General features: G+C 58.1%; 21 protein-coding genes and 2 pseudogenes. 11 read left to right on the forward strand and 12 right to left on the reverse strand.

Going from position 1 to position 20,707, the window contains the following annotated elements; translation table 11 throughout:
* Positions 1-11 precede the first annotated feature (11 nt).
* Together AACY36_RS08785 and AACY36_RS08790 are read right to left on the reverse strand one after the other, a co-directional pair.
* The gene (locus tag AACY36_RS08785; protein WP_339427609.1) at positions 12-521 is read right to left on the reverse strand and encodes a fimbrial protein; all 510 of its coding nucleotides are present in this window, start codon (positions 519-521) and stop codon (positions 12-14) included.
* A gap of 514 nt (positions 522-1,035) precedes the next feature.
* Entirely contained in the window at positions 1,036-1,221 is a 186-nt protein-coding gene (locus tag AACY36_RS08790) for a hypothetical protein (RefSeq protein ID WP_049713265.1), read from the reverse strand.
* A 307-nt stretch (positions 1,222-1,528) separates the two neighbouring features.
* Here AACY36_RS08790 and galU point away from each other — a divergent pair, with 307 nt between their 5' ends.
* Positions 1,529-2,368 carry a UTP--glucose-1-phosphate uridylyltransferase GalU gene (galU, locus tag AACY36_RS08795; RefSeq protein WP_046068218.1) on the forward strand — a complete coding sequence of 280 codons (840 nt, stop codon included), beginning with the start codon at positions 1,529-1,531 and terminating at the stop codon, positions 2,366-2,368.
* A gap of 107 nt (positions 2,369-2,475) precedes the next feature.
* Positions 2,476-3,834 (forward strand): glutathione-disulfide reductase, encoded by a 1,359-nt coding sequence (gene gorA, locus AACY36_RS08800; RefSeq protein ID WP_339416248.1) that lies wholly within the window; start codon positions 2,476-2,478, stop codon positions 3,832-3,834.
* Here the strand turns inward: gorA and AACY36_RS08805 are convergent, their stop codons facing one another.
* Complete coding sequence (locus AACY36_RS08805) at positions 3,835-4,842, reverse strand: DNA-binding protein (protein ID WP_339416249.1); 1,008 nt, start codon at positions 4,840-4,842, stop codon at positions 3,835-3,837.
* Between the two features lie 170 nt (positions 4,843-5,012).
* Here AACY36_RS08805 and AACY36_RS08810 point away from each other — a divergent pair, with 170 nt between their 5' ends.
* From AACY36_RS08810 to ahpF, 4 genes are all read left to right on the forward strand, one after another.
* Positions 5,013-5,723, forward strand: coding sequence for a hypothetical protein (locus AACY36_RS08810; protein ID WP_339496980.1), 711 nt, complete (start codon positions 5,013-5,015; stop codon positions 5,721-5,723).
* Complete coding sequence (locus AACY36_RS08815) at positions 5,705-5,944, forward strand: tyrosine-type recombinase/integrase (RefSeq protein ID WP_339496981.1); 240 nt, start codon at positions 5,705-5,707, stop codon at positions 5,942-5,944. Before AACY36_RS08810 ends, AACY36_RS08815 begins: the two co-directional genes overlap by 19 nt.
* A 144-nt stretch (positions 5,945-6,088) precedes the next feature.
* Positions 6,089-6,652 (forward strand): alkyl hydroperoxide reductase subunit C, encoded by a 564-nt coding sequence (ahpC, locus tag AACY36_RS08820; RefSeq protein WP_339416252.1) that lies wholly within the window; start codon positions 6,089-6,091, stop codon positions 6,650-6,652.
* A gap of 123 nt (positions 6,653-6,775) precedes the next feature.
* Complete coding sequence (ahpF, locus tag AACY36_RS08825; protein WP_339416253.1) at positions 6,776-8,341, forward strand: alkyl hydroperoxide reductase subunit F; 1,566 nt, start codon at positions 6,776-6,778, stop codon at positions 8,339-8,341.
* A 51-nt stretch (positions 8,342-8,392) separates the two neighbouring features.
* On the opposite strand, the gene gloA is transcribed toward ahpF, so the two are convergent.
* A complete protein-coding gene (gene gloA, locus AACY36_RS08830) occupies positions 8,393-8,914 on the reverse strand; it encodes a lactoylglutathione lyase (RefSeq protein WP_339416254.1) in 522 nt (173 codons plus the stop codon).
* Positions 8,915-9,109: 195 nt separating this feature from the next.
* Between gloA and AACY36_RS08835 the strand changes: the two genes are divergently transcribed.
* The gene (locus AACY36_RS08835; RefSeq protein WP_339416255.1) at positions 9,110-9,646 is read left to right on the forward strand and encodes a DUF4946 domain-containing protein; all 537 of its coding nucleotides are present in this window, start codon (positions 9,110-9,112) and stop codon (positions 9,644-9,646) included.
* A gap of 113 nt (positions 9,647-9,759) precedes the next feature.
* On the opposite strand, the gene AACY36_RS08840 is transcribed toward AACY36_RS08835, so the two are convergent.
* From AACY36_RS08840 to AACY36_RS08850, 3 genes are all read right to left on the reverse strand, one after another.
* A complete protein-coding gene (locus AACY36_RS08840; RefSeq protein WP_339416256.1) occupies positions 9,760-10,125 on the reverse strand; it encodes a histone-like nucleoid-structuring protein, MvaT/MvaU family in 366 nt (121 codons plus the stop codon).
* A gap of 198 nt (positions 10,126-10,323) precedes the next feature.
* Positions 10,324-11,865, reverse strand: coding sequence for an EAL domain-containing protein (locus AACY36_RS08845; protein WP_339416257.1), 1,542 nt, complete (start codon positions 11,863-11,865; stop codon positions 10,324-10,326).
* Positions 11,866-11,963: 98 nt separating this feature from the next.
* Entirely contained in the window at positions 11,964-12,833 is an 870-nt protein-coding gene (locus tag AACY36_RS08850; RefSeq protein WP_339416258.1) for a LysR family transcriptional regulator, read from the reverse strand.
* Between the two features lie 107 nt (positions 12,834-12,940).
* Between AACY36_RS08850 and AACY36_RS08855 the strand changes: the two genes are divergently transcribed.
* Positions 12,941-13,834: a DMT family transporter gene (locus AACY36_RS08855; protein WP_339416259.1), complete on the forward strand. Its 894-nt coding sequence runs from the start codon at positions 12,941-12,943 to the stop codon at positions 13,832-13,834.
* A gap of 245 nt (positions 13,835-14,079) precedes the next feature.
* Positions 14,080-15,156, forward strand: a complete 1,077-nt coding sequence (gene hppD / locus AACY36_RS08860; RefSeq protein WP_339416260.1) for a 4-hydroxyphenylpyruvate dioxygenase — start codon at positions 14,080-14,082, stop codon at positions 15,154-15,156.
* 60 nt (positions 15,157-15,216) lie between these two features.
* Here hppD and rarD read toward each other — a convergent pair whose 3' ends face one another.
* From rarD to AACY36_RS08875, 3 genes are all read right to left on the reverse strand, one after another.
* Complete coding sequence (rarD, locus tag AACY36_RS08865) at positions 15,217-16,098, reverse strand: EamA family transporter RarD (protein WP_339416261.1); 882 nt, start codon at positions 16,096-16,098, stop codon at positions 15,217-15,219.
* A gap of 214 nt (positions 16,099-16,312) precedes the next feature.
* Positions 16,313-17,323: an aldo/keto reductase gene (locus tag AACY36_RS08870; protein ID WP_339416262.1), complete on the reverse strand. Its 1,011-nt coding sequence runs from the start codon at positions 17,321-17,323 to the stop codon at positions 16,313-16,315.
* Between the two features lie 80 nt (positions 17,324-17,403).
* Positions 17,404-18,306 carry a LysR family transcriptional regulator gene (locus AACY36_RS08875; RefSeq protein WP_339416263.1) on the reverse strand — a complete coding sequence of 301 codons (903 nt, stop codon included), beginning with the start codon at positions 18,304-18,306 and terminating at the stop codon, positions 17,404-17,406.
* 100 nt (positions 18,307-18,406) lie between these two features.
* Here AACY36_RS08875 and AACY36_RS08880 point away from each other — a divergent pair, with 100 nt between their 5' ends.
* Positions 18,407-19,111 carry an SDR family oxidoreductase gene (locus AACY36_RS08880; RefSeq protein ID WP_339416264.1) on the forward strand — a complete coding sequence of 235 codons (705 nt, stop codon included), beginning with the start codon at positions 18,407-18,409 and terminating at the stop codon, positions 19,109-19,111.
* A 51-nt stretch (positions 19,112-19,162) separates the two neighbouring features.
* On the opposite strand, the pseudogene AACY36_RS08885 reads toward AACY36_RS08880, so the two are convergent.
* Both AACY36_RS08885 and AACY36_RS28260 read right to left on the reverse strand, forming a co-directional pair.
* A pseudogene (locus AACY36_RS08885) lies at positions 19,163-19,348 on the reverse strand (MFS transporter); the annotation flags it as partial.
* Positions 19,338-19,499: pseudogene (locus AACY36_RS28260) on the reverse strand (MFS transporter); the annotation flags it as partial. The pseudogenes AACY36_RS28260 and AACY36_RS08885, both read right to left, overlap by 11 nt.
* Positions 19,500-19,552: 53 nt before the next feature.
* On the opposite strand from AACY36_RS28260, the gene AACY36_RS08895 reads away from it, so the two are divergent.
* Positions 19,553-20,659 carry a sugar diacid recognition domain-containing protein gene (locus AACY36_RS08895; RefSeq protein WP_339416267.1) on the forward strand — a complete coding sequence of 369 codons (1,107 nt, stop codon included), beginning with the start codon at positions 19,553-19,555 and terminating at the stop codon, positions 20,657-20,659.
* Positions 20,660-20,707: the final 48 nt, after the last annotated feature.

A 20,707-nucleotide genomic window follows, 5' to 3' on the forward strand; every position in this document is an offset into this window, starting at 1 on the left:
GGGGGAGAAACTTACTGGTAAGCCAAGGTGAAGTTGGTGACCGCGCTGAAATCACCCGGAATGATGGGGTCCGTAGCCGCGCCTTGTACGTAGGCACCGAACTGGAGTGTGTTGTCACCGGCGACAATCGCCTGCGGGGTCGTCGCCACACCCAGCTCAATGGGTTGGCTGCCGTGTGTCATCATGATGCCTATGCCGCCCGCGCCGCCGATGGTGCCGATCGCACCTGGAACCACAGAAGATGGCGCAGCCGTGAAGGTAGTGGTCACCGTATTGTCGGTAAGGCCGGTGAGATCGCAGCCTTCAAGTTCGATCAATACAGAACGCGGCTCGGATTTTCCTCCCGTTTGCAATTGATGCTTTGCAATGGCGCCCAGGTGAACTGTCTGATCCACGGACTCAGGCTTGATGGAGCAGGCCCCCGAGTGAACCGAACCCAGGAACGTGACCGTTCCATCCGCTGCTTGAACCGCGGACATCGAACCCACCAGCAAGCCGATAGACAGCAACGCAGTTTTCATTTCAACTTTCATCAGCAAAGACCCATCTGTTAACAACGTCATATAGGAAACCTGCAGGCAGACGTGGATTGAACCGTCGCTTCTTTTATATAAAGAACGTGCAGGGAACTCAGCTCGTTGCGCACCCAGTTGCAACCAGGGAAATAACTTAATTTTCCAACTAATTGTATTGCTTCTCTGGAGCACGCTTGAACTCAGGCAATTGTCAGGCTTGTAGTGAAGAAAGTAAGTCGTCTAAGTCGCCTGGTTGCGTAGCCTGGACATGTCGAAATATGTAAGAGGGATATGGCAATTTGCCAAAAAACGCTAATTGTCTGTAAGAAATAAACTACATTTGATTTGGTGGGCGTTTCCAGTTGTTGTAATGACTGTAAGAATAGGGCTACATTTTTCCGAAATACAGCAGTGTCCCGTATCGCCCTGTAACGGCGTGACCGAAATTAAAGTTGGCGCCAAGAGTGGCGCCCACAAAAAAGCCCCGTACAACGGGGCTTCATGCGCAGCGCAGCGGAACTTACTTGCCCTTCGGCCGTTTGCTCGACGCGTGACCCGCTTCATCTACAAATACTTCGGCTACCGCAATCGCTTGGCTTTCGGTGGCGAAGGCCCCGGCGACGCTGTCGCCGTGGAAATTGATCAGGTGCCAACCGTCCGCTCGCTGCGTGATCAGGTAGCCGTTTACGCCTTTTGGTTCTGACATCTATCAATCTCGTGGTGTGGTTCAAGGGCATAATGATAGCGCCAAATGTCGCAGGGCCGGGCAAGTTATTCTAGGTCAGTGTTCTGATCGCAAAAGCATGCTAAAAAGGATGCAGCCCATAGAAGCTCTGAGGTGCAAGCGTTTTTTGCTGTGTCGGTGGAGGCGCTCTTCACAACACCAGTGGAACTTACGCTGACATTTTTTCTCTATGATGAAATCGCAACGCCAGCAGGACCCATTGTAAGGTGCCTGCGGCCTCATTAGACTGCGCCGAATTCCGTACGCACAGCCCTCTGTAAGGACCCATATGATCAAGAAATGCTTGTTCCCAGCAGCCGGTTACGGCACTCGCTTCTTGCCAGCGACCAAGGCCATGCCCAAAGAGATGCTGCCGGTGGTGAACAAGCCACTGATTCAGTACGGCGTCGAAGAGGCACTGGATGCCGGTCTGAACGAAATCTCCATTGTGACCGGCCGTGGTAAGCGCGCGCTGGAAGACCACTTTGACATCAGCTACGAGCTGGAAAACCAGATCAAAGGCACCGACAAAGAGAAATACCTGGTCGGCATTCGCAAACTGCTGGATGAGTGCTCGTTCTCCTACACCCGTCAGACTCAGATGAAAGGCCTCGGCCACGCCATCCTGACCGGCCGCCCACTGATCGGTGACGAACCTTTCGCTGTGGTACTGGCGGATGACCTGTGTGTGAACCTCGACGGCGACGGCGTGCTGACCCAGATGGTCAAGCTGTACCAGAAATACCGCTGCACCATTGTTGCGGTCATGGAAGTCGATCCATCGCAAACCAACAAATACGGCGTGATTGCCGGTGACGATATTGGCGACGGCCTGATCCGCGTTCGTGACATGGTCGAGAAGCCAGCCCCTGAAGATGCGCCGTCCAACCTGGCGATCATCGGTCGTTACATCCTGACGCCGGACATCTTCAAACTGATCGAAGAAACCGAGCCAGGCAAAGGCGGCGAGATCCAGATCACTGACGCCCTGATGAAGCAAGCCAAAGATGGTTGCGTGATTGCCTACAAGTTCAAAGGCCAGCGTTTTGACTGCGGTGGTGCTGAAGGCTACATCGAAGCCACCAACTTCTGCTTCGAGCACTTCTACAAGACCGGCAAGGCTTACTGATCTACGTTAGCCCGCCTGTTGTAAGAGAGAAAGCCACCTTCGGGTGGCTTTTTCGTTTTTCAGCCCCATCTAAGTCGGTATGCTGATGTTCTGCCGAGGAGAGTGAAATGGCCTACGATTTTGACCTGTATGTAATTGGCGCCGGTTCCGGCGGTGTTCGCGCAGCGCGGTTTGCCGCTGGTTTTGGTGCCAAGGTGGCCGTGGCGGAAAGCCGCTACCTGGGTGGTACCTGCGTCAACGTCGGCTGCGTGCCGAAAAAACTGTTGGTGTACGGGGCACATTTTGCCGAAGATTTCGAGCAGGCCAGCGGGTTTGGCTGGTCCTTGGGGGAGGCGAACTTTGATTGGGCGACCCTGATCGCCAATAAAGACCGTGAGATCAACCGTCTGAATGACATCTACCGAAACCTGCTGGTCAACAGCGGCGTGACCCTGCATGAGGGGCATGCACGCTTGGTTGATCCGCATCAGGTGGAAATCAACGGTGAGCGCTTTACCGCCAAACATATTCTGATCGCCACCGGTGGCTGGCCGCAGATTCCTGAGATTCCAGGGCATGAGCACGCGATTGGCTCCAATGAGGCGTTCTTCCTCAAGGCGTTGCCCAAGCGCGTGCTGGTGGTTGGCGGCGGTTATATCGCGGTTGAATTCGCCGGGATTTTCCACGGACTGGGCGCCCAGACCTCGTTACTGTATCGCGGTGACCTGTTCCTGCGCGGCTTCGACGGTTCGGTGCGCACGCACCTGAAGGAAGAGTTGACCAAGCGCGGCCTGGACCTGCAATTCAATGCCGACATCGCGCGCATCGACAAACAGCCGGATGGCAGCCTCAAAGCCACGTTGAAGGACGGTCGCGTGCTGGAGGCTGATTGCGTGTTTTACGCCACGGGTCGCCGTCCGATGCTGGACAATCTGGGGCTGGAGAACACAGGAGTCAAACTCGACAAGCGCGGTTTCGTTGAAGTGGATGATCTGTACCAGACCGCCGAAGCCTCGATCCTGGCCATCGGCGACGTGATCGGGCGCGTGCAACTGACACCGGTTGCCCTCGCCGAAGGCATGGCCGTGGCGCGCCGTCTGTTCAAGCCTGAGCAATATCGCTTGGTTGATTACGCGATGATCCCGACCGCGGTATTCAGCCTGCCAAATATCGGCACGGTCGGCCTGAGCGAAGAAGAAGCGAAAGAGAAGGGCCATAAGGTGCAGGTCTTCGAAAGCCGTTTCCGGCCGATGAAGTTGACCCTGACCGAATGTCAGGAAAAGACCCTGATGAAGTTAGTGGTCGACGCCGACACCGACAAGGTACTGGGTTGTCACATGGTCGGCCCGGATGCTGGCGAGATCGTCCAGGGGCTTGCGATTGCGCTCAAGGCGGGCGCGACCAAGCAACATTTCGATGAGACCATCGGCGTGCATCCCACGGCGGCGGAAGAGTTCGTCACCATGCGCACGCCTGTGGCGAGCTGATCAAGCGTCGGGTGTTGCCTCTGGCGCCGCTGCAATGGCGGCGGCCAGGCGCAACGCCTCAATGCTTGCCTGAGCCTTGATCAGGTCCAGTTCCAAGGTGTTGTTGGCGTGCTTGTGTTCGGTCAGCGCTTCCTGGCGTGACTGGCTCTCCAGCACGGCAACCCGCAGGCGCTCCTGAAGCAGGGTGCGCTCGCTTTCAATCAGGCTTACCTGTTCGCTCAGCTTGAGCTGCTGGGCCTGATCTTTTCGCAATTGCTCCTGCAGCGCAGCCAGGTCCTTCGCGGTTACGCGATGTTCGATCAACAACCGCTCATTGTCGCGATGCAACTGGGTGATCTCATCCTGACGCACCATCGCGCTCTGCTGGGCCTGGCGCAATTCGGCTTGCACCTGTTGTAGCTGCCCTTCGTGACGGCGCTGTTCCTGTTCGCGCTGTTCCTTGATCGCATTGCGGTAGTGCTCCAGCGCATCGCGGGCGTGCAGGTGCTTTTCTTCCAGTGAGCGAATCTGTTCGTCCTTGTCGTTAATCCGTAGCGCGTAATCGCTGCACGCCTGGCTCAGCCCGGCGTTACGGGTTTGCTCCGCCTGCAGGCTGGTGCTGGCCGTTTGCAGCGCTGCGCTTTCTTCTGCCAGGGCCGCGGATTGGATATCGAATTGTTGCTTGCGTTGGGTGTGAGCCTCCTCGAGGGCTTCGATCTGGGCGAGTAGGGCGGCTTTCTGCTGCTCGAATTGCACAAGGGCCAGGTCGATAGGCTCCTGGGCTTTCTCCTTCAGGCGTTGAGCGAGCCGCGCCACCAGTTCGCCAAGCTCGTCGTCTATCGGCGCTTCGGTGATGGTGAGGCGGGTTTCGCTTTCGTCCAACTCCTTTAAATACCGATGAATCGTGGTTTTAGAGCCCGTGTTGCCCATTTCGATGCGTACGGCGTCGATGCTGGGGTTTTCGCCGCGGGCGAGGAGCGCCAGGCGTGCTGTTTGAACTACTGCTTTATTGATGCCGCCGCGAGCCATGGGGTCTCCGTCGATTTAGTACTGTGGTACGTAGTATGTATTTACGTACTATATCATGCATTAAAACGTGTTTAAAATCATGAGTTAACAGATGGGATATCGGCGTATTATCCCGTGTCATTAGCTTTTTAACCGCGAATCCACCTGTCAGCAGTACGAATAGGCCTTCTATGAGCGATCTCGATCGTTATCTCAACGCCGCCACCCGCGACAACACGCGACGCAGTTATCGCGCCGCTATCGAGCACTTTGAGGTGAGTTGGGGCGGGTTCCTGCCTGCGACCAGCGACAGCGTGGCGCGTTACCTGGTCGCTCACGCAGGCGTGTTGGCCGTCAACACCTTGAAGCTGCGCCTGTCGGCATTGGCGCAATGGCATACGAGCCAGGGGTTTGCCGACCCAACTAAAGCGCCAGTAGTGCGCAAGGTGCTCAAGGGCATTCGTGCCGTGCACCCGGCGCAGGAGAAACAAGCCGAGCCGTTGCAGCTCAAGCATTTGGAACAGGTGGTTGCATCTCTTGAGGTCGACGCGAAAGAGGCAGCCCAGGCACAGGATCAGCCCCGGTTGCTGCGTGCCAAGCGCGACACTGCGCTGATTCTGTTGGGTTTCTGGCGTGGCTTTCGCAGCGATGAGCTGTGTCGCCTCGATATCGAGCATGTGCAGGCCACACCCGGTGCTGGCATTAGCCTTTATCTACCGCGCAGCAAAAGCGACCGCGACAACCTTGGCAAGACCTATCACACCCCGGCGCTGCTGCGTTTGTGCCCAGTGCAAGCCTACAGTGAATGGCTCAGCGCCTCGGCCCTGGTCCGTGGCCCGGTGTTTCGCGGCATTGATCGCTGGGGCAACCTGGGGGCGGAGGGTTGCACCCCAATAGCGTGATTCCATTGTTGCGCCAGGCGCTGGAGCGCGCCGGCATTCCCGCCGAGCAATACACCAGCCACTCATTACGCCGAGGCTTTGCCACGTGGGCGCATCGCAGTGGTTGGGATTTGAAGTCGTTGATGAGTTACGTCGGCTGGAGCGACATGAAATCTGCCATGCGCTATGTTGAAGCGACGCCCTTTCTTGGCATGGCCTTGGCGACGCAACCGCTGCTTTGAGATTTCTTCTATTAATACAGCCACCTGATAGGGAAAACCAATCGTCAGCATGAGGTTTGCCAATGAGCCATCGTCAGAGAGAGTCGGTAGGATTCACTTCATCAACTTACTAAGCCCTTTTACAAACCTGACGGAGAGTCAACGATGCCTATCATCAACAGCCAAGTAAAACCGTTCAAAGCGACCGCCTACAAAAACGGCAACTTCGTCGAAGTGACCGACGCTGACCTGAAAGATAAATGGTCCGTTGTGTTCTTCTACCCAGCCGACTTCACCTTCGTTTGCCCAACCGAACTGGAAGACCTGGCTGACAACTACGCCGAATTCCAAAAGCTGGGCGTTGAGATCTACAGCGTTTCCACCGACACCCACTTTGCCCATGCTGCCTGGCACAACACTTCGCCAGCCATCGGCAAAATCCAGTACACCATGATCGGCGACCCAACCCTGACCATCTCCCGCAACTTCGACGTACTGATCGAAGAAGCTGGCCTGGCAGACCGCGGTACGTTCGTGATCAACCCAGAAGGTCAGATCAAGATCGTTGAACTGAACGACGGTGGTGTTGGCCGTGATGCTTCCGAGCTGCTGCGCAAAATCAAAGCCGCTCAGTACGTGGCTGCCCACCCAGGCGAAGTGTGCCCAGCCAAGTGGCAAGAAGGCGAGGCCACTCTGGCTCCGTCCCTAGACCTGGTCGGCAAGATCTAAGTCTGTGAAGCATCAAGGGCGGTATTCCGCACCTACCCAGTAAGCTGCAACCGCCCTCAAAAACGCCCGGGCGAGATTCGCTCGGGCGTTTTTTTATACCCAGAATTCAAGGAAATCGCCCGTATGTTGGACGCCAATCTTAAAGCTCAGTTGAAGTCATACCTGGAGCGGGTTACCCAGCCGATCGAGATCGTTGCCTCCCTCGACGACGGCGCGAAATCCCAGGAAATGCTTGCTCTTCTGCAGGACGTCGTCAGCCTCACTACGCTGATTACCCTGAAAACCGATGGCGATGATGCGCGTAAGCCTTCGTTCTCCATCAACCGCCCGGGTGCCGAGATCAGCCTGCGTTTCGCCGGTATCCCCATGGGCCATGAATTCACTTCGTTGGTGTTGGCCCTGCTGCAAGTCGGTGGCCACCCGTCGAAGGCCAGTGTCGAAGTGATTGAACAGATTCGCGCCCTTAAAGGCGAGTTCAGCTTCGAGACTTACTTCTCGCTGTCGTGCCAGAACTGCCCGGACGTGGTCCAGGCGCTGAACCTGATGGCTGTGCTTAACCCGAACATCCGCCACGTCGCCATCGACGGCGCGTTGTTCCAGGCTGAGGTCGACGAACGCCAGGTCATGGCAGTGCCGAGCGTGTACCTCAATGGTGTGAACTTCGGCCAGGGCCGCATGGGCCTGGAAGAGATTCTCGCCAAGCTCGACACCAGCGGTATGGAAAAAGCCGCCGAGAAAATCAGCGCCAAAGACGCCTTTGACGTCCTTGTTGTCGGCGGTGGCCCGGCCGGCTCTGCGGCTGCGATCTACGCCGCACGTAAAGGCATTCGTACCGGCGTGGCGGCTGAGCGTTTTGGTGGGCAGGTGCTGGACACCATGTCCATCGAGAACTTTATCTCGGTACAGGAAACCGAAGGCCCGAAACTGGCCAGTGCCCTGGAAGCCCATGTCCGTCAGTACGACGTGGACATCATGAACCTGCAGCGTGCCAGCAGCCTGATCCCTGCGAAAAACGCCGGTGAGTTGCATGAGATTCGCTTCGAAAGCGGTGCGACCCTCAAGTCCAAAACCGTGATCCTGGCCACCGGTGCTCGCTGGCGCGAAATGGGTGTGCCGGGTGAGCAGGAATACAAGGCTAAAGGCGTGTGTTTCTGCCCGCACTGCGATGGTCCGTTGTTCAAGGGCAAACGTGTGGCAGTGATCGGCGGCGGTAACTCCGGCGTTGAAGCGGCCATCGACCTGGCCGGGATCGTCAGCCACGTGACCTTGCTTGAGTTCGACAGCAAGTTGCGCGCCGACGCTGTATTGCAGCGCAAGCTTTACAGCCTGCCGAACGTTGACGTGATCACCAGTGCACTGACCAGTGAAGTGAAAGGCGATGGTCAGAAAGTCACCGGTTTGGCGTACAAGGATCGCGACAGCGGCGAGTTCAAGACTATCGACCTTGAAGGCATCTTCGTACAGATCGGTTTGCTGCCCAACACCGACTGGCTCAAAGGCACCGTGGAGCTGACGCCCCGCGGTGAGATCATCGTCGATGCGCGTGGCGAGACTTCATTGCCAGGTGTGTTTGCTGCCGGCGACGTAACGACTGTGCCCTACAAGCAGATCGTGATCGCAGTGGGCGAGGGCGCCAAAGCTTCGCTGAGTGCTTTCGATCACCTGATTCGTACCTCTGCGCCAGCGTAAATTCCAGCCCGAAAATGAAAAACCCCATGAGCGATCATGGGGTTTTTTCGTTTACATCGGTGCTGGCTGAATGATCTCAACCCAGTACGCATCAGGGTCCTTGATGAACGCTAGGCTTTTCATGCGGCCATCGCTCAGGCGCTTCTGGAAGTCACAGCCCAGAGCTTCGAAACGCTCACAGGCCGCGACGATATCCGGTACCGAGATGCAGATGTGGCCAAAGCCACGCGGGTCGGTGTTGCCGTTGTGGTAGGCGAAGTCGGCGTCGTTTTCGGTGCCGTGGTTGTGAGTCAGCTCCAGGATACCTGGGATCGACTTCATCCACTGGGTACGTTCGGCAGCGTCGGCCGGGATCTGGGATTTGTCCACCAGGGCCAGGAAATACAGGCTGAACTCGGCTTCCGGGAAGTCGCGTTTCTCAACCAGCGAAAAGCCCAGGACGCGCGTGTAGAAGTCCAGCGACTTGGTGATGTCCTTGACCCGCAGCATGGTGTGGTTGAACACAAAGTTCGTGGTGGCGGTGTCAGGTTGGGCAGTGACGCCCGGGAAAGTGTTCAGTTCGTGCAGGCTCATGGGCCCTCCAGAAAAAATGGGGCAAACGCGGCTCTAAGATGTGAGCAGGTCCTTGGCTTGCGGCTGGCATCCGTGCAGCCAGGCCATGATACGCAAGGCCTGCGCCGCGCGCCAAATGAAAAAGGCCACGCAGGCCTTGCGACCAGTGGGGCTGGGGCTCAAACTTTGGCGCTTGAACCTTGGGTGTTTTTCGCAATGATCGAACTTCGTAAACCGTTGTTGAGCGCTGTGTGTTTGCTGTTGGGCAGTCCTTTCGTACTGGCGGCCGGCCCTGAGGTCCATTGGCCCAGCGGCTGGCAAATCGAAGAGGTGACGCACGATGGCGACACGCCCGGTAAACCTCGGCCTGTCTCTCGGCAACGGGCGATCAAGAACGATGAAAATGGCGCGACCTTGATGGTCATGGAGTTGACCGGCACGCCGATTGAAGCGGGGCACAATGTTAATCTTCAAGGTGTGCTGCTGGAGATGCGCAAGTCGATTCAGAAAGATTTTGCCAAGGGCGGTTATCAAAGTGTATGCAGCAAGATGCGCCCTACAACATTGAGCCGTCTGGAAGCGCTGGAAACTACTTGTGTGATAACCGAAAACGGGCGTCACGTGCTTTCGCAAACATTGGTCGGCGCGGTTGATGCCGATAAGGCGTATGTTTTTTCATACGCGGGGCAGGCCGAAGCATACGAAGCAAGCAAGGACGAAGTCAGTTCGGTGCGCGATAGCCTGAAACTTTAAGTATGTAGTGCCCATCGATCATGAACATGATGAAACGTTATTTAAGTTCGGTTTCGAACCGCTGAAATAAAAAAGGCCCCGCCTAAGCGGGGCTCTTTGTTAGTGCGGTGTGATCAGCCGCGCAGCCAGGCATCTACAGTGGTGGCGCCGTACTGTTCTTTCCAGGCCTTGAGGCCACGGTGGTTACCGCCTTTGGTTTCGATCAGCTCACCGGTGTGTGGGTTCTGGTAAACCTTGACCACGCGTGCACGGCGCTGTTTTGGTGCGGTAGCGGCAGCAGCGCTGGACTTGCCAGGGTTTGGATCAAGGATGGAAATGATGTCGCGCAGGCCTTTGCCATAGCTCTTCATCAGGGCTTGAAGCTTTTCTTCGAATTCGATTTCTTTCTTCAGGCCGGCGTCGTTCTTCAGGGATTCCAGCTGGGCAAGCTGCTCTTGAAGGGCTTTTTCTGCTGCGCGAAATTCGGCGAGTCTGGACAAAATCTGTACTCCAATAATGTTGTTGGCTGATATCAACTGCAGACAAAGCTATAAGCCAAGCGCTTTAAGGCGACCCAAGAAAGAAGTCGTCCTGCGAGTTCTGCACAGGCAGGAAAAATTGTAGTAGTTAATCCGCTGCGAGTAAATCATGTCTTTTGTCTAAATAACATTATTTCAGTGCGTCGCGTGTGTGGTTATTCAATGGCTGGCCAGGGATTTAATAAATTCATCGCAGGGCAAAGGCCTTCCGAACAGATAGCCCTGCAGGAAATCCACACCTTGAGTGGCTAGATAATCACGCTGTTCAGCGGTTTCCACACCCTCTGCAACGATGCCCAAGTCGAGCTTGCCAGACAGTTCTATGATGCTGTCCAGAATATGCCGTGATAGTGCATCGGCGCCGATCATGGCGACAAAACTCTGGTCGATCTTCAAGTAGTCCACATTGAAGTTGCGCAAGTAACCCAGGCTGGAATGACCGGTGCCAAAGTCGTCGATGGCAATCATCACGCCCAGTTCATGCAGCGCGTCGAACAAGCGCCGAGTGATATCGCTGGGCTCGATCAACTCACGTTCGGTCAGTTCGAGCACCAGCGTTACCTGGCCCACGGGGAACGCGGCGAGAAACTCCCGACAGTCATCCACCAGCGCCAGGTCCTGGCAATGGCGTGAGGTGATATTTACGCCGATATGAAAGCCAGGGCTGAAGCGCGCGGCGTGCGGCGCCAATTGCGCGGCGGTCTGGCGCAACAGGGCGCGGGTCATCGGCACGATCAGGCCCGAATGCTCGGCCAGGGGGATGAACAGGTCAGGACGCACCAGGCCTTCCTTAGGGTGTTGCCAGCGCATCAACACTTCGCAGCCGGCCCACGCGCGCGTATCACCGCGCACCACTGGCTGGAAATACGGAATGAATTCATTGGCGCCCAGCGCCCGTTGCAGTTCCTGGGTCGGCGCTGAAGAGCGCTTTTGCAGCCAATGCGCCAGTGCGCCCGCCAGCACGCCAAAGAACACCACCAAGCTGAACAAGGCCGCATACCGGGCCTGCATGTACCGCCACACTTCACCTTTCGGCATGCCAGCGGTGACGCGGTAGTGATAGCGATCGGATACCAACTCATGATGCGCCACCGCAAAAAAGGGTATGGCGGTGTTATGCACCTTGCCATCAGCCCCTAGCCAATTCGGGCCAACTTGCAGGACCAGGTAGGCGTAACGGCTGATCAAGCGCAGAGCGTTGGTCAGGTGATAGCCATCAATCGACGCAAAAGCGGCCTTGTCGCCGTCGACCAACCGGTAAACCAGTAGAGCGGTATTCGGCGTCACCGGGTTGCCATTCATCAGCCATAAGCGGCCGTCGACGTAGTCATCCGGATTGACCGGTGACGCGTATTTATCGCCAAACAGCGAGCTGCAATAGATATTTTTCTGCCAGGACAAGGTGGTCGCGCGCACAAACGGCCGACGCGTGACCTGTTCGCGCAGGGCCAACTGCGCACTGCTGTCACAAGGTTGCCCCGCCAAAGGCAGCAAGGCCTGGGCGGCGAGTGCGGTGTTATCGAGCATCAAGTCGAATTGGCGCAGGGCTTCCTGGGCTGTCTGGGCGGTGCTTTGCTGCAGGGTGCGTTCGGCTTGCCAGTGCAGGATGACCACCCCGAGTGCAATCGGCAGCAAGGCACTCAAGGACGTGATCAAGTAACGCGTGGCGCGTTTTCGCGGGCCGTTAACGGTCAGGGGCATGAAGTGAACGGCCTGTTGCCTGGGTCAGATTCAGTCGATGATAGTTGGCTTGGCCCAAATAAGCTCGTGGTGCCTAGCCATTTGGCCAGTAGCCAGCGCTACAGTTCCAGGCCTTGGGCAATGCGGATAAAGGCGAGGGTTGCGGGGGAAGACTGGCGCCGGTCCAGTACCGCCAGGCCCACGTGGCGTGGCACACGCGGTGACAGCGCGCACTGCACATAACGCTGGTCGCTCCCCGCCGGCAAGGAGGCTTGTGCCACCACGCTCACGGCCTCACCCCGGCTGACGGTTTCCAGCGTGCTCAGCAACTGTGAGCAGCGATAGCGCACGTTTGGCGTCAGCCGCGCCTCGTTGAACAGCCGCGCCACCATTTCAGTGGAGCCGGCCTCAGTCAGGGCGAACGGTTCGTTGCACAAGTCCTTGAGGCTAACCTGTTCGCACGCGGCCAGATGATGGTCGGCGGGCAGCAGCGCAACCATCTGGTCCTCGAACAGGGCGAAGGTATCAAAGCGTTCCTGTTCCAGCACCACAAAGCCAATATCGATACGGCGCTCGTCGAGCCATTGGATAACCTGCCTGTCCGGCCCTTCGTCCACATGCACTTCAATGCCTGGGTACGCCAGGCGGAACTGGCTGAGGATCTTCGGCAACAGGTGATTTGAGGCCGTCGGTCCAAAGGAACCGATGCGCAGCGTCCCGCGTTTCATGCCCCGCGCATCCGCCGCTTCCTGTTGCAAGGTGTTCGCCAGGCCAAGCATTGCCCGGGCGCGTCCGAGCAATTGCGCGCCAATATCACTGAGTTCCACCTGAGCCTGGTGACGTCTGAACAACGCCACACCCAGTTCCTGTTCCAGGCCCTTGATTGCATGGGACACCGCCGACTGGCTGATACCCAGTCGGTGGGCCGCGCTGGTAAAGCCTTGCAGCTCGGCCACCTGGGAGAATATTTCGAGTTGGGTCAGGGTCATGAGTAATTACTCATTTTACGATGATGATGTATTACCAGAAGAATGGGCCAACCCTCAAGCCATTAGAGCCTCAGCCTGTGCATTTACACCCGGATCGCATCACTTATATGAAGCTCGCTGCCGTCACCATGATTTGGGGCGGTACCTTCGTGGCCGGTCGCTACCTGGGCGCGGCGGTCGACCCTCTACTGGCGGCCAGCCTGCGGTTTCTGCTGGCCAGCCTGGCATTGCTGGCGTTCATGGGATTTGCGCGCATCCCATTGGCCCGTCCAAGCCCAAGGCAGATGGGACAACTGGTGATGCTGGGTTTTTTCGGTATCTTTTTCTACAACGTGTGTTTCTTCTACGGGTTGCACTACATCAATGCGTCGCGAGCTTCATTGATCGTCGCGTTGAACCCGGCGGTGATCGGCCTGGCGTCCTGGTGGTTATTCAAGGATCGCCTGAACACCCGCAAAATCCTGGGTATCGCGTTATGCCTGACGGGCGCCGCCCTGGTCATCGTCAGTCGCAATCCTCACGTGCTGGGCGAAGCGAACAACACTTGGCGCGGGGATTTGCTGATCTTCGGGTGCGTAGTGGGGTGGGGCGTCTACTCGCTGTTTTCCCGTGGATTGAACCAGAGCCTCGGGCCGCTACAGACGGTGACTTGGTCGATACTGTGGGGCACCCTGATGCTCACCGCGAGCACGCTGATCATGGGCCGCTTCTCGGTCGAGGCGATTGGCAGCCTGCATGCCCCGCAAGTACTGAGCCTGGCGTACCTGGGCGTGCTGGGTTCAGCGCTGGCCTATATCGGCTATTACGAAGGCATCCGCCAAATCGGCGCGACACGTTCCGGCGTATTTATCGCGCTTAACCCGCTAACAGCCGTGATCTCTGGCGCTTTGCTGCTGGGCGAGCCATTGACTGCGCCGATGCTGGCCGGTGGCACGGTGATCCTGCTCGGCATCTATCTGTGCAATAAACCCCTTGCACGTGCCAGGGCGTTGGGGATTTGATAAGAGTACGGACAAATACGGTTACGCTGTGTAGAATCGATTTACGCATACAAGAATATGACTTGCGCTCACGCAAGCCTCGGCCGTCAGAGACTGATGACACCATGAAGCTACTCGGCTCCCCCCTCATCTTCGGTGATTTCCTCGCCCGCAGTGTGCGAGGCCTCTCCTGTGCGCCGCCCGTGCCTCTCATCCTTGCTGGCAATTGAAACCGTCACTAAACAAGAATGATGAGGCGCCAAATCATGGCAGATCTATACGAAAACCCAATGGGCCTGATGGGCTTTGAATTCATCGAATTCGCGTCGCCGACGCCAGGCACCTTGGAGCCGATCTTCGAGATCATGGGCTTCAGCAAAGTCGCGACCCACCGTTCCAAGAACGTGCACCTGTACCGCCAGGGCGAGATCAACCTGATCCTCAACAACGAACCCAACAGCATTGCCTCGTACTTTGCGGCCGAGCACGGCCCGTCGGTGTGCGGCATGGCGTTCCGCGTCAAGGACTCGCAACAGGCCTATAACCGTGCGCTTGAGCTGGGGGCGCAGCCGATTCATATCGAAACCGGCCCGATGGAATTGAACCTGCCGGCGATCAAAGGCATTGGCGGTGCGCCGCTGTACCTCATCGACCGTTTCGGCGAAGGCAGCTCGATCTATGACATCGACTTTGTGTTTCTCGAAGGTGTTGAGCGTAACCCGCAAGGCGCCGGTCTCAAGGTCATCGACCACCTGACCCACAACGTTTATCGCGGGCGCATGGCCTACTGGGCCAACTTCTACGAGAAACTGTTCAATTTCCGTGAAGCGCGCTACTTCGACATCAAGGGCGAATACACCGGCCTGACCTCCAAGGCCATGAGCGCGCCGGACGGCATGATCCGCATCCCGCTGAACGAAGAGTCGTCCAAGGGGGCCGGGCAGATAGAAGAGTTCCTGATGCAGTTCAATGGCGAAGGCATCCAGCACGTGGCGTTCCTCTCTGAAGACCTGGTCAAGACCTGGGACGCATTGAAGAAGATCGGCATGCGCTTCATGACCGCGCCGCCGGACACTTACTACGAAATGCTTGAAGGCCGCTTGCCGAACCACGGCGAGCCAGTGGATCAACTGCAAGCACGCGGCATCCTGCTCGATGGTTCTTCGGTTGAGGGCGATAAGCGCCTGCTGCTGCAGATTTTCTCGGAAACCCTGATGGGCCCGGTGTTCTTCGAATTCATCCAGCGCAAGGGCGACGATGGATTTGGCGAGGGCAACTTCAAGGCGTTGTTCGAGTCGATTGAGCGCGACCAAGTACGCCGTGGTGTGTTGACCGCCGACTAAGTGTAAAAAAGCCCGGCCGAGGACAGGACAGCCTCGGCCGGGCTTTTTATTGCCTGCCAATCAGGCTCCGCGATGACGTACCAAGTGCTTGAACCCTTCAAACACCAGCACCATCACCGCCAGCCAGATCGGAATGTAGGTCAGCCATTCGCCGCCCTTGATCCCTTCGCCCAAGATCAGCGCCACACCGAGCAACAGTACCGGCTCTACGTAGCTGAGCAGCCCGAACAGGCTGAACGCCAGCAAACGACTGGCGATGATGTAGCTCACCAGCGCCGACGCACTGATCAGCCCCAGCAGTGGAATCAACGCGTACAGCTTCGGGTAGGCATCCAACACCGCAAAACCTTGCTCGCCACTCTGCACAAACCACCAGGCAACCGGCAGCATCAGCGCCATATCCAGCCAGAGCCCACCCAGATGATCGGTCTTAAGGTATTTGCGCACGACGAAGTACACCGGGTAGCCGATGACCACCACCAACGTTGCCCAAGAGAAACCACCGGCCTGGTACAACTCGTTGAGCACCCCAAGGCCTGCAAAAAATACCGCGACCCGCTGCAAGTACGAAAGCTGTTCGCCCCACACCAGGCGGCCGGTCAGCACCATGGTGAGTGGCAACAGGAAGTAACCCACCGACACATCCAGGCTGCGCCCGTTCAATGGCGCCCACATGAACAGCCACAACTGCACGCCCAGCAAGGCCGAAGACACCAACACACCGGCAATCAAGCGCGGCCGGTCCGCCAACATCCGCACCAACTCCCACACCCGTCGCCATTCGCCGCTGACGATCATGAATACCGTCATGCAGGGCACGGTGAGCAACATGCGCCAGCCGAAAATTTCCAGGCCGCTCAAGGGGGTCAGCAATGATGTGAAGTAATACATCACGGCAAACAACACCGAGGCCAAGACCGATAACACAACACCTTTAGACACACTGTCCTCGCGAAAACCATTGAGACACAAGAGGGGGGGATTTCAGGAGGGAGATTATGGTGCTTTTGGCGGGAGAGGGTTGCTCTGTTTTGGGGCGGTTTTCAGGAAAATTTCTCGCGGCGGTCCATAAATTGAGCCCGATCTTGCGCGCGAAGCAGGTGAAATGTGGGAGCTGTCGAGCCCCCACATTTGATCTTGTGTTCACCACAAAAGCCTAGGCGCGTGCCACGCGGCCCGAAACAAAATGCCCCACATCGTTGAACCCCGGTGTCGACGCATGCCCCGGCGTCACCAGCGAATCAATGAACGCTTCATCTTCCGCCGTGATCTTCACATCCAGGGCGCCTATGTAGGCATCCCACTGCGCCTCGGTGCGTGGCCCGACAATCGCCGAACTCACCGCCGAGTTGTTCAACACCCAGGCAATTGCGAACTCGATAATCCCGACGCCGCGCCCTTGGGTGTATTGCTGGATCTGCTGGGCGATGCGCAGTGACTCCGAGCGCCATTCTGTTTCCAGGATGCGTTTGTCCTGGCGCGCCGCGCGGCTGCCGACCTCGGGGGCCACGTCCGGGGCATATTTGCCGCTGAGCACGCCCCGCGCCAGTGGGCTATAAGGCACCACGCCCAAACCGTAGGCCGCCGCGGCGGTGATCTGCTCGACTTCGGCCTGGCGGTTGACGATGTTGTACAGCGGCTGGCTGATCACGGGTTTGTTTACGCCCAGGCGTTCGGCCATGCGAATCACTTCGGCAATGCGCCAGCCCCGATAGTTGGACAAGCCCCAGTAACGGACCTTGCCCTGGCGGATCAGGTCGCCAATCGCCGACACCGTCACGTCCAGCGGCGTGTTGTGGTCCTCGCGGTGCAGGTAATAGATGTCGAGGTAATCAGTGTCCAGGCGCGTGAGGCTGGCTTCCAGTGCGTTGAAAATGTGCTTGCGACTCAGGCCGCTGCGGTTGGGAAGGCCGTCCGGCGGGCCGAACCCGACTTTGGACGCCACGATCCAGTCTTGACGTTGCCGGGTGATAGCGTCGCCGACGATTTCCTCGGAGCGTCCGCCCGTGTAGACGTCGGCCGTGTCAATAAAATTGATGCCCTGGTCCCAGGCCTTGTCGATGATGCGCAGCGAGTCTTCGGTGTTGGTCTGTTCGCCAAACATCATGGTGCCCAGGGTCAAGGCGCTGACCTTTAAACCGGATTGGCCCAATGTGCGGTAAATCATGGGTGACTCCTCAAGGCGGGAAACGTGCCCCTTGCAATACCAGACTCAAAGGCTCTGCGACAAGCCCTCTCCGCGTTTCTTCATGTGCTCAGCAAGGCCTGACAACGCACATGTAAAAAACGATGCAGTACCTTCACCCGTTCCGATACTTGCAGGCGGTGGGGGCACATCAGGTTGAACGGCGTCGGTTCGCCTTGCCAATCAGGCAGCAAGGGCACCAGCCGACCGGCTTTGATGTCGCGGGCAATATCCAGATTGGCTTTGTAGGCGATGCCGTGACCGGCCAACGCCCAGCGCCGGACGATTTCGCCGTCATCGCTCAAGTAATCGCCCGTGACCTCGACCTCCTGAAGCAGCGCGCCCTGGCGAAAGTACCAGGTACTGTTGGCCCGGCCCTGACGCATATAGCGCAACGTGTTGTGTTGCGCCAGATCGGCTGGTGTTCGGGGCGTGCCGTGGCGTGCCAGGTAATCCGGGCTGGCACAGGGGATGCGGTGGTGATCGGGCACCACTGGCAGTGCCACGAGGCTGGAGTCTCGGGGTACGCCAAAACGCAAGGCAATGTCCACGGTGTCGCGGAACAGGTCGGCATTGCTGTCGTTGAGCAGCAATTGCAGGCGGATAGTGGGGTGTTCGAGCTTGAACTCATCCAGCCAGCCCAACAGCACATTGCGCCCGAAATCCGACGGCGCCGCCAATTGCAGCAGACCGCTGAGGCTGTGGCCCTGCTGCCTGATGGCCTGTTCGCCCTCAGCCAGTGCTTCCAGCGCCACGCGCACGCTTTCGAGGTAGCGCCGGCCTTCCTCGGTCAGCCGCATGCTCCGCGTGGAGCGCGCCAGCAACCGGATGCCCAACCGGGTTTCCAGGCGCTTGAGGGCGATGCTCGCTGCCGCTGGAGTCAAGCCCAAGCTTCGTGCGGCGGCAGACAGGCTGCCGGTGTCAGCGGTGCGCACGAAGACTTCAAGGTCAAGGGTCGAGCTCATTTGTAAACATCCTTTAAAGATCTTGTCGTTTTACCGGGATTTTTCGCTGATTGCCAAGCTGGGAAGATGAACGCTCACTTTTTAATCAGGAATCTTCCCCATGGCTTCTTCCTTAAACGGCAAAACCGTCATCGTCATCGGCGGCAGCAGCGGTATTGGCGCGGCAGTCGCCAAGGCCGCCGCCGCGCGTGGTGCACAGGTGGTAGTCGCCGGGCGCCGCTTGGCGTCCGGCGTCGAAAACGGCCTGCGCAGCGAACCGGTGGACGTCACCGACACGGCGTCGCTGCAACGCTTGTTCGAAAGCGTGGGGCGCTTTGACCACCTGGTCTATACCTCCGGGCCGAGCGTACGCGCCAGGACCTTGCTCGAAACTGACTTGCTCGAGGCTCAGGACAACTTCAACGTGAAGCTGTGGGGCTCGCTGCGGGCTATCCAGCAGGCACTGCCGTTTCTCGACGAACACGCCAGCATCTGCCTGACCTCCGGGCAGTTGGGTCGAAAACGGGTGCCTGGACAGTTCATCAAGGTCGGCATCAATGCCGCGACCGAAGCGCTGGGCAAGCAATTGGCCAAGGAATTGGCACCGCGTCGGGTCAATGTGATCAGCCCCGGGGTGATTGATACGCCAGCGTATGCAGGGTTGGCTGAAGACCAGCGTCTGGCCATGTTTGCCAAGGCGGGCGGTGGGTTGCCGGTCGGTCGGGTAGGGCAGGCGGAAGAAGTGGCGGCGGGGTATGTATTGGCCATGGAAAACGGCTTTCTGACCGGCGCCGTCATCGACATCGACGGCGGCGGCCAGCTGTGAACGCCGGACCAACATGTGGCAGCAGGCAAGCCTGCTCCCACACGGACTGCATTAGGCCTTCAGGGTTCGCGTCATCTGCAACGCCAACACACTACCTGCAACAATCACCGCCGCCAGCAGGTACATCGCCATGTCCGTAGACCCGGTGGCATCCTTCACAAACCCAACGATATACGGGCTGAGAAAGCCAGCCATCTGGCCCATGGAGTTGATCAACGCCAACCCGGCCGGCGCCGAGGCCGTACACGGTTTCGCTGAATTTCAAGGCATCAAGCATCTGCAATTTGGCAAAGCCAACGTTTACCCGGTCGAGGTAATTGAGCAGGTAGCAGATGAAAATGAAGGGGATCAAGCGCAGGCTGCTGTCTTTGTGCTTGCGCACAGCCAACCCTGCTTTGCGCTGTGCCTATGAACAACCCGCTTTCTAAGGAATTTAGCCCCATGTTCGAGCTGGATCATGACTTGGCGCAGAATATCGTCGATCGGACCATGGCGATTCTGGCCTACAACGTCAACGTCATGGACAGTCAGGGCCTGATTCTCGGCAGCGGTGAGCCTGAGCGTATCAACACCCGCCATGAAGGCGCGCAACTGGTGCTAGCCAATGGGCGCGTGGTGGAAATCGATGGTCAGACCGCCAAGCACCTCAAGGGCGTGCAACCGGGCATCAACCTGCCGCTGATGCACGACCAGCGCCTGATTGGCGTGCTGGGCATTACCGGCGAACCGGAAGGCCTGCGCACCTATGCCGAACTGGTGCGTATGACCGCCGAAATGTTGGTGAGCCACCGCCACCAGCAGGCCGAACAGCAATGGCGTCGTCAGCGTTGTGATGACTTGCTCGCCTTGCTGTTGGCCGAAACCGGCGACTCGCCGCGCCTGGTGGATGAAGCCCAACAGTTGGGCCTAAAACCGCAGCTGGCGCGCACGCCATATCTGTTTGAGCTGGGCGCGGGGCAATCGGCAGAGGCCTTGAGTGCCTGGCTGATCTCGCGTTATCCGGACAGTTGGTGCGTCAGCTTGGCGCAATACTCATTGCTGTGGTGCCGGCCGGCGTCGTTACAGGTCGATAACCCTCGCTTGCTGGAAAAACTCGAAGGGCTGGGCTGGAATATCCTCCGCGTGGCCGTTGGCGGGCAAGCGGACGGGCTGGCTGGGTTGCGCCGCTGCTATCGACGCGTGGGAGACCTGCTCGCCTATGGTCGCGATGTATTGCCGCAGTCGCGCTTGCTGACGCTCAACCGTTATCGCCTGCCGGTGATGCTCTGGCGCCATCGAAATGATGATGCGCTCGATGAGTTGCTCAACCCGCTGCGCAAAGTCCTCGCCAAGGACAGCAACGGCCAACTGCTGGCAACGCTGCGCAGTTGGTGCGAACACGACGGGCAAAGCCAGGCCTGTGCCGATGCGCTGGGCATTCACCGCAACAGCCTGCGTTACCGCATGGAGCGCATCGCCGAACTCAGTGGTGTCGACCCGCTGACCCTCGACGGCATGCTCGCGCTCTATCTGGGCGTGCAGCTGCTGCCCCAGGCTTTGTCGCAATGAACAACAAAGCGCATCCGTACTTGTGCATTGGACTGGCGTCAGCGGCGC

Origin of the sequence: Pseudomonas sp. EA_15y_Pfl1_P101, from assembly GCF_963970835.1 — a bacterium.
Taxonomy (GTDB): domain Bacteria; phylum Pseudomonadota; class Gammaproteobacteria; order Pseudomonadales; family Pseudomonadaceae; genus Aquipseudomonas; species Aquipseudomonas tritici.

Coding starts and splice junctions, on each gene's coding strand:
- galU (WP_046068218.1), top strand. CDS start 1,529: ATGATCAAGAAATGCTTGTTCCCAGCAGCCGGTTACGGCACTCGCTTC.
- ahpF (WP_339416253.1), top strand. CDS start 6,776: ATGTTGGACGCCAATCTTAAAGCTCAGTTGAAGTCATACCTGGAGCGG.
- hppD (WP_339416260.1), top strand. CDS start 14,080: ATGGCAGATCTATACGAAAACCCAATGGGCCTGATGGGCTTTGAATTC.
- AACY36_RS08845 (WP_339416257.1), bottom strand. CDS start 11,865: ATGCCCCTGACCGTTAACGGCCCGCGAAAACGCGCCACGCGTTACTTG.
- AACY36_RS08810 (WP_339496980.1), top strand. CDS start 5,013: ATGAGCGATCTCGATCGTTATCTCAACGCCGCCACCCGCGACAACACG.
- AACY36_RS08875 (WP_339416263.1), bottom strand. CDS start 18,306: ATGAGCTCGACCCTTGACCTTGAAGTCTTCGTGCGCACCGCTGACACC.
- AACY36_RS08785 (WP_339427609.1), bottom strand. CDS start 521: ATGAAAACTGCGTTGCTGTCTATCGGCTTGCTGGTGGGTTCGATGTCC.
- AACY36_RS08855 (WP_339416259.1), top strand. CDS start 12,941: ATGAAGCTCGCTGCCGTCACCATGATTTGGGGCGGTACCTTCGTGGCC.
- AACY36_RS08850 (WP_339416258.1), bottom strand. CDS start 12,833: ATGACCCTGACCCAACTCGAAATATTCTCCCAGGTGGCCGAGCTGCAA.
- AACY36_RS08895 (WP_339416267.1), top strand. CDS start 19,553: ATGTTCGAGCTGGATCATGACTTGGCGCAGAATATCGTCGATCGGACC.
- AACY36_RS08870 (WP_339416262.1), bottom strand. CDS start 17,323: ATGATTTACCGCACATTGGGCCAATCCGGTTTAAAGGTCAGCGCCTTG.
- gorA (WP_339416248.1), top strand. CDS start 2,476: ATGGCCTACGATTTTGACCTGTATGTAATTGGCGCCGGTTCCGGCGGT.
- ahpC (WP_339416252.1), top strand. CDS start 6,089: ATGCCTATCATCAACAGCCAAGTAAAACCGTTCAAAGCGACCGCCTAC.
- AACY36_RS08880 (WP_339416264.1), top strand. CDS start 18,407: ATGGCTTCTTCCTTAAACGGCAAAACCGTCATCGTCATCGGCGGCAGC.
- AACY36_RS08835 (WP_339416255.1), top strand. CDS start 9,110: ATGATCGAACTTCGTAAACCGTTGTTGAGCGCTGTGTGTTTGCTGTTG.
- gloA (WP_339416254.1), bottom strand. CDS start 8,914: ATGAGCCTGCACGAACTGAACACTTTCCCGGGCGTCACTGCCCAACCT.
- AACY36_RS08790 (WP_049713265.1), bottom strand. CDS start 1,221: ATGTCAGAACCAAAAGGCGTAAACGGCTACCTGATCACGCAGCGAGCG.
- AACY36_RS08805 (WP_339416249.1), bottom strand. CDS start 4,842: ATGGCTCGCGGCGGCATCAATAAAGCAGTAGTTCAAACAGCACGCCTG.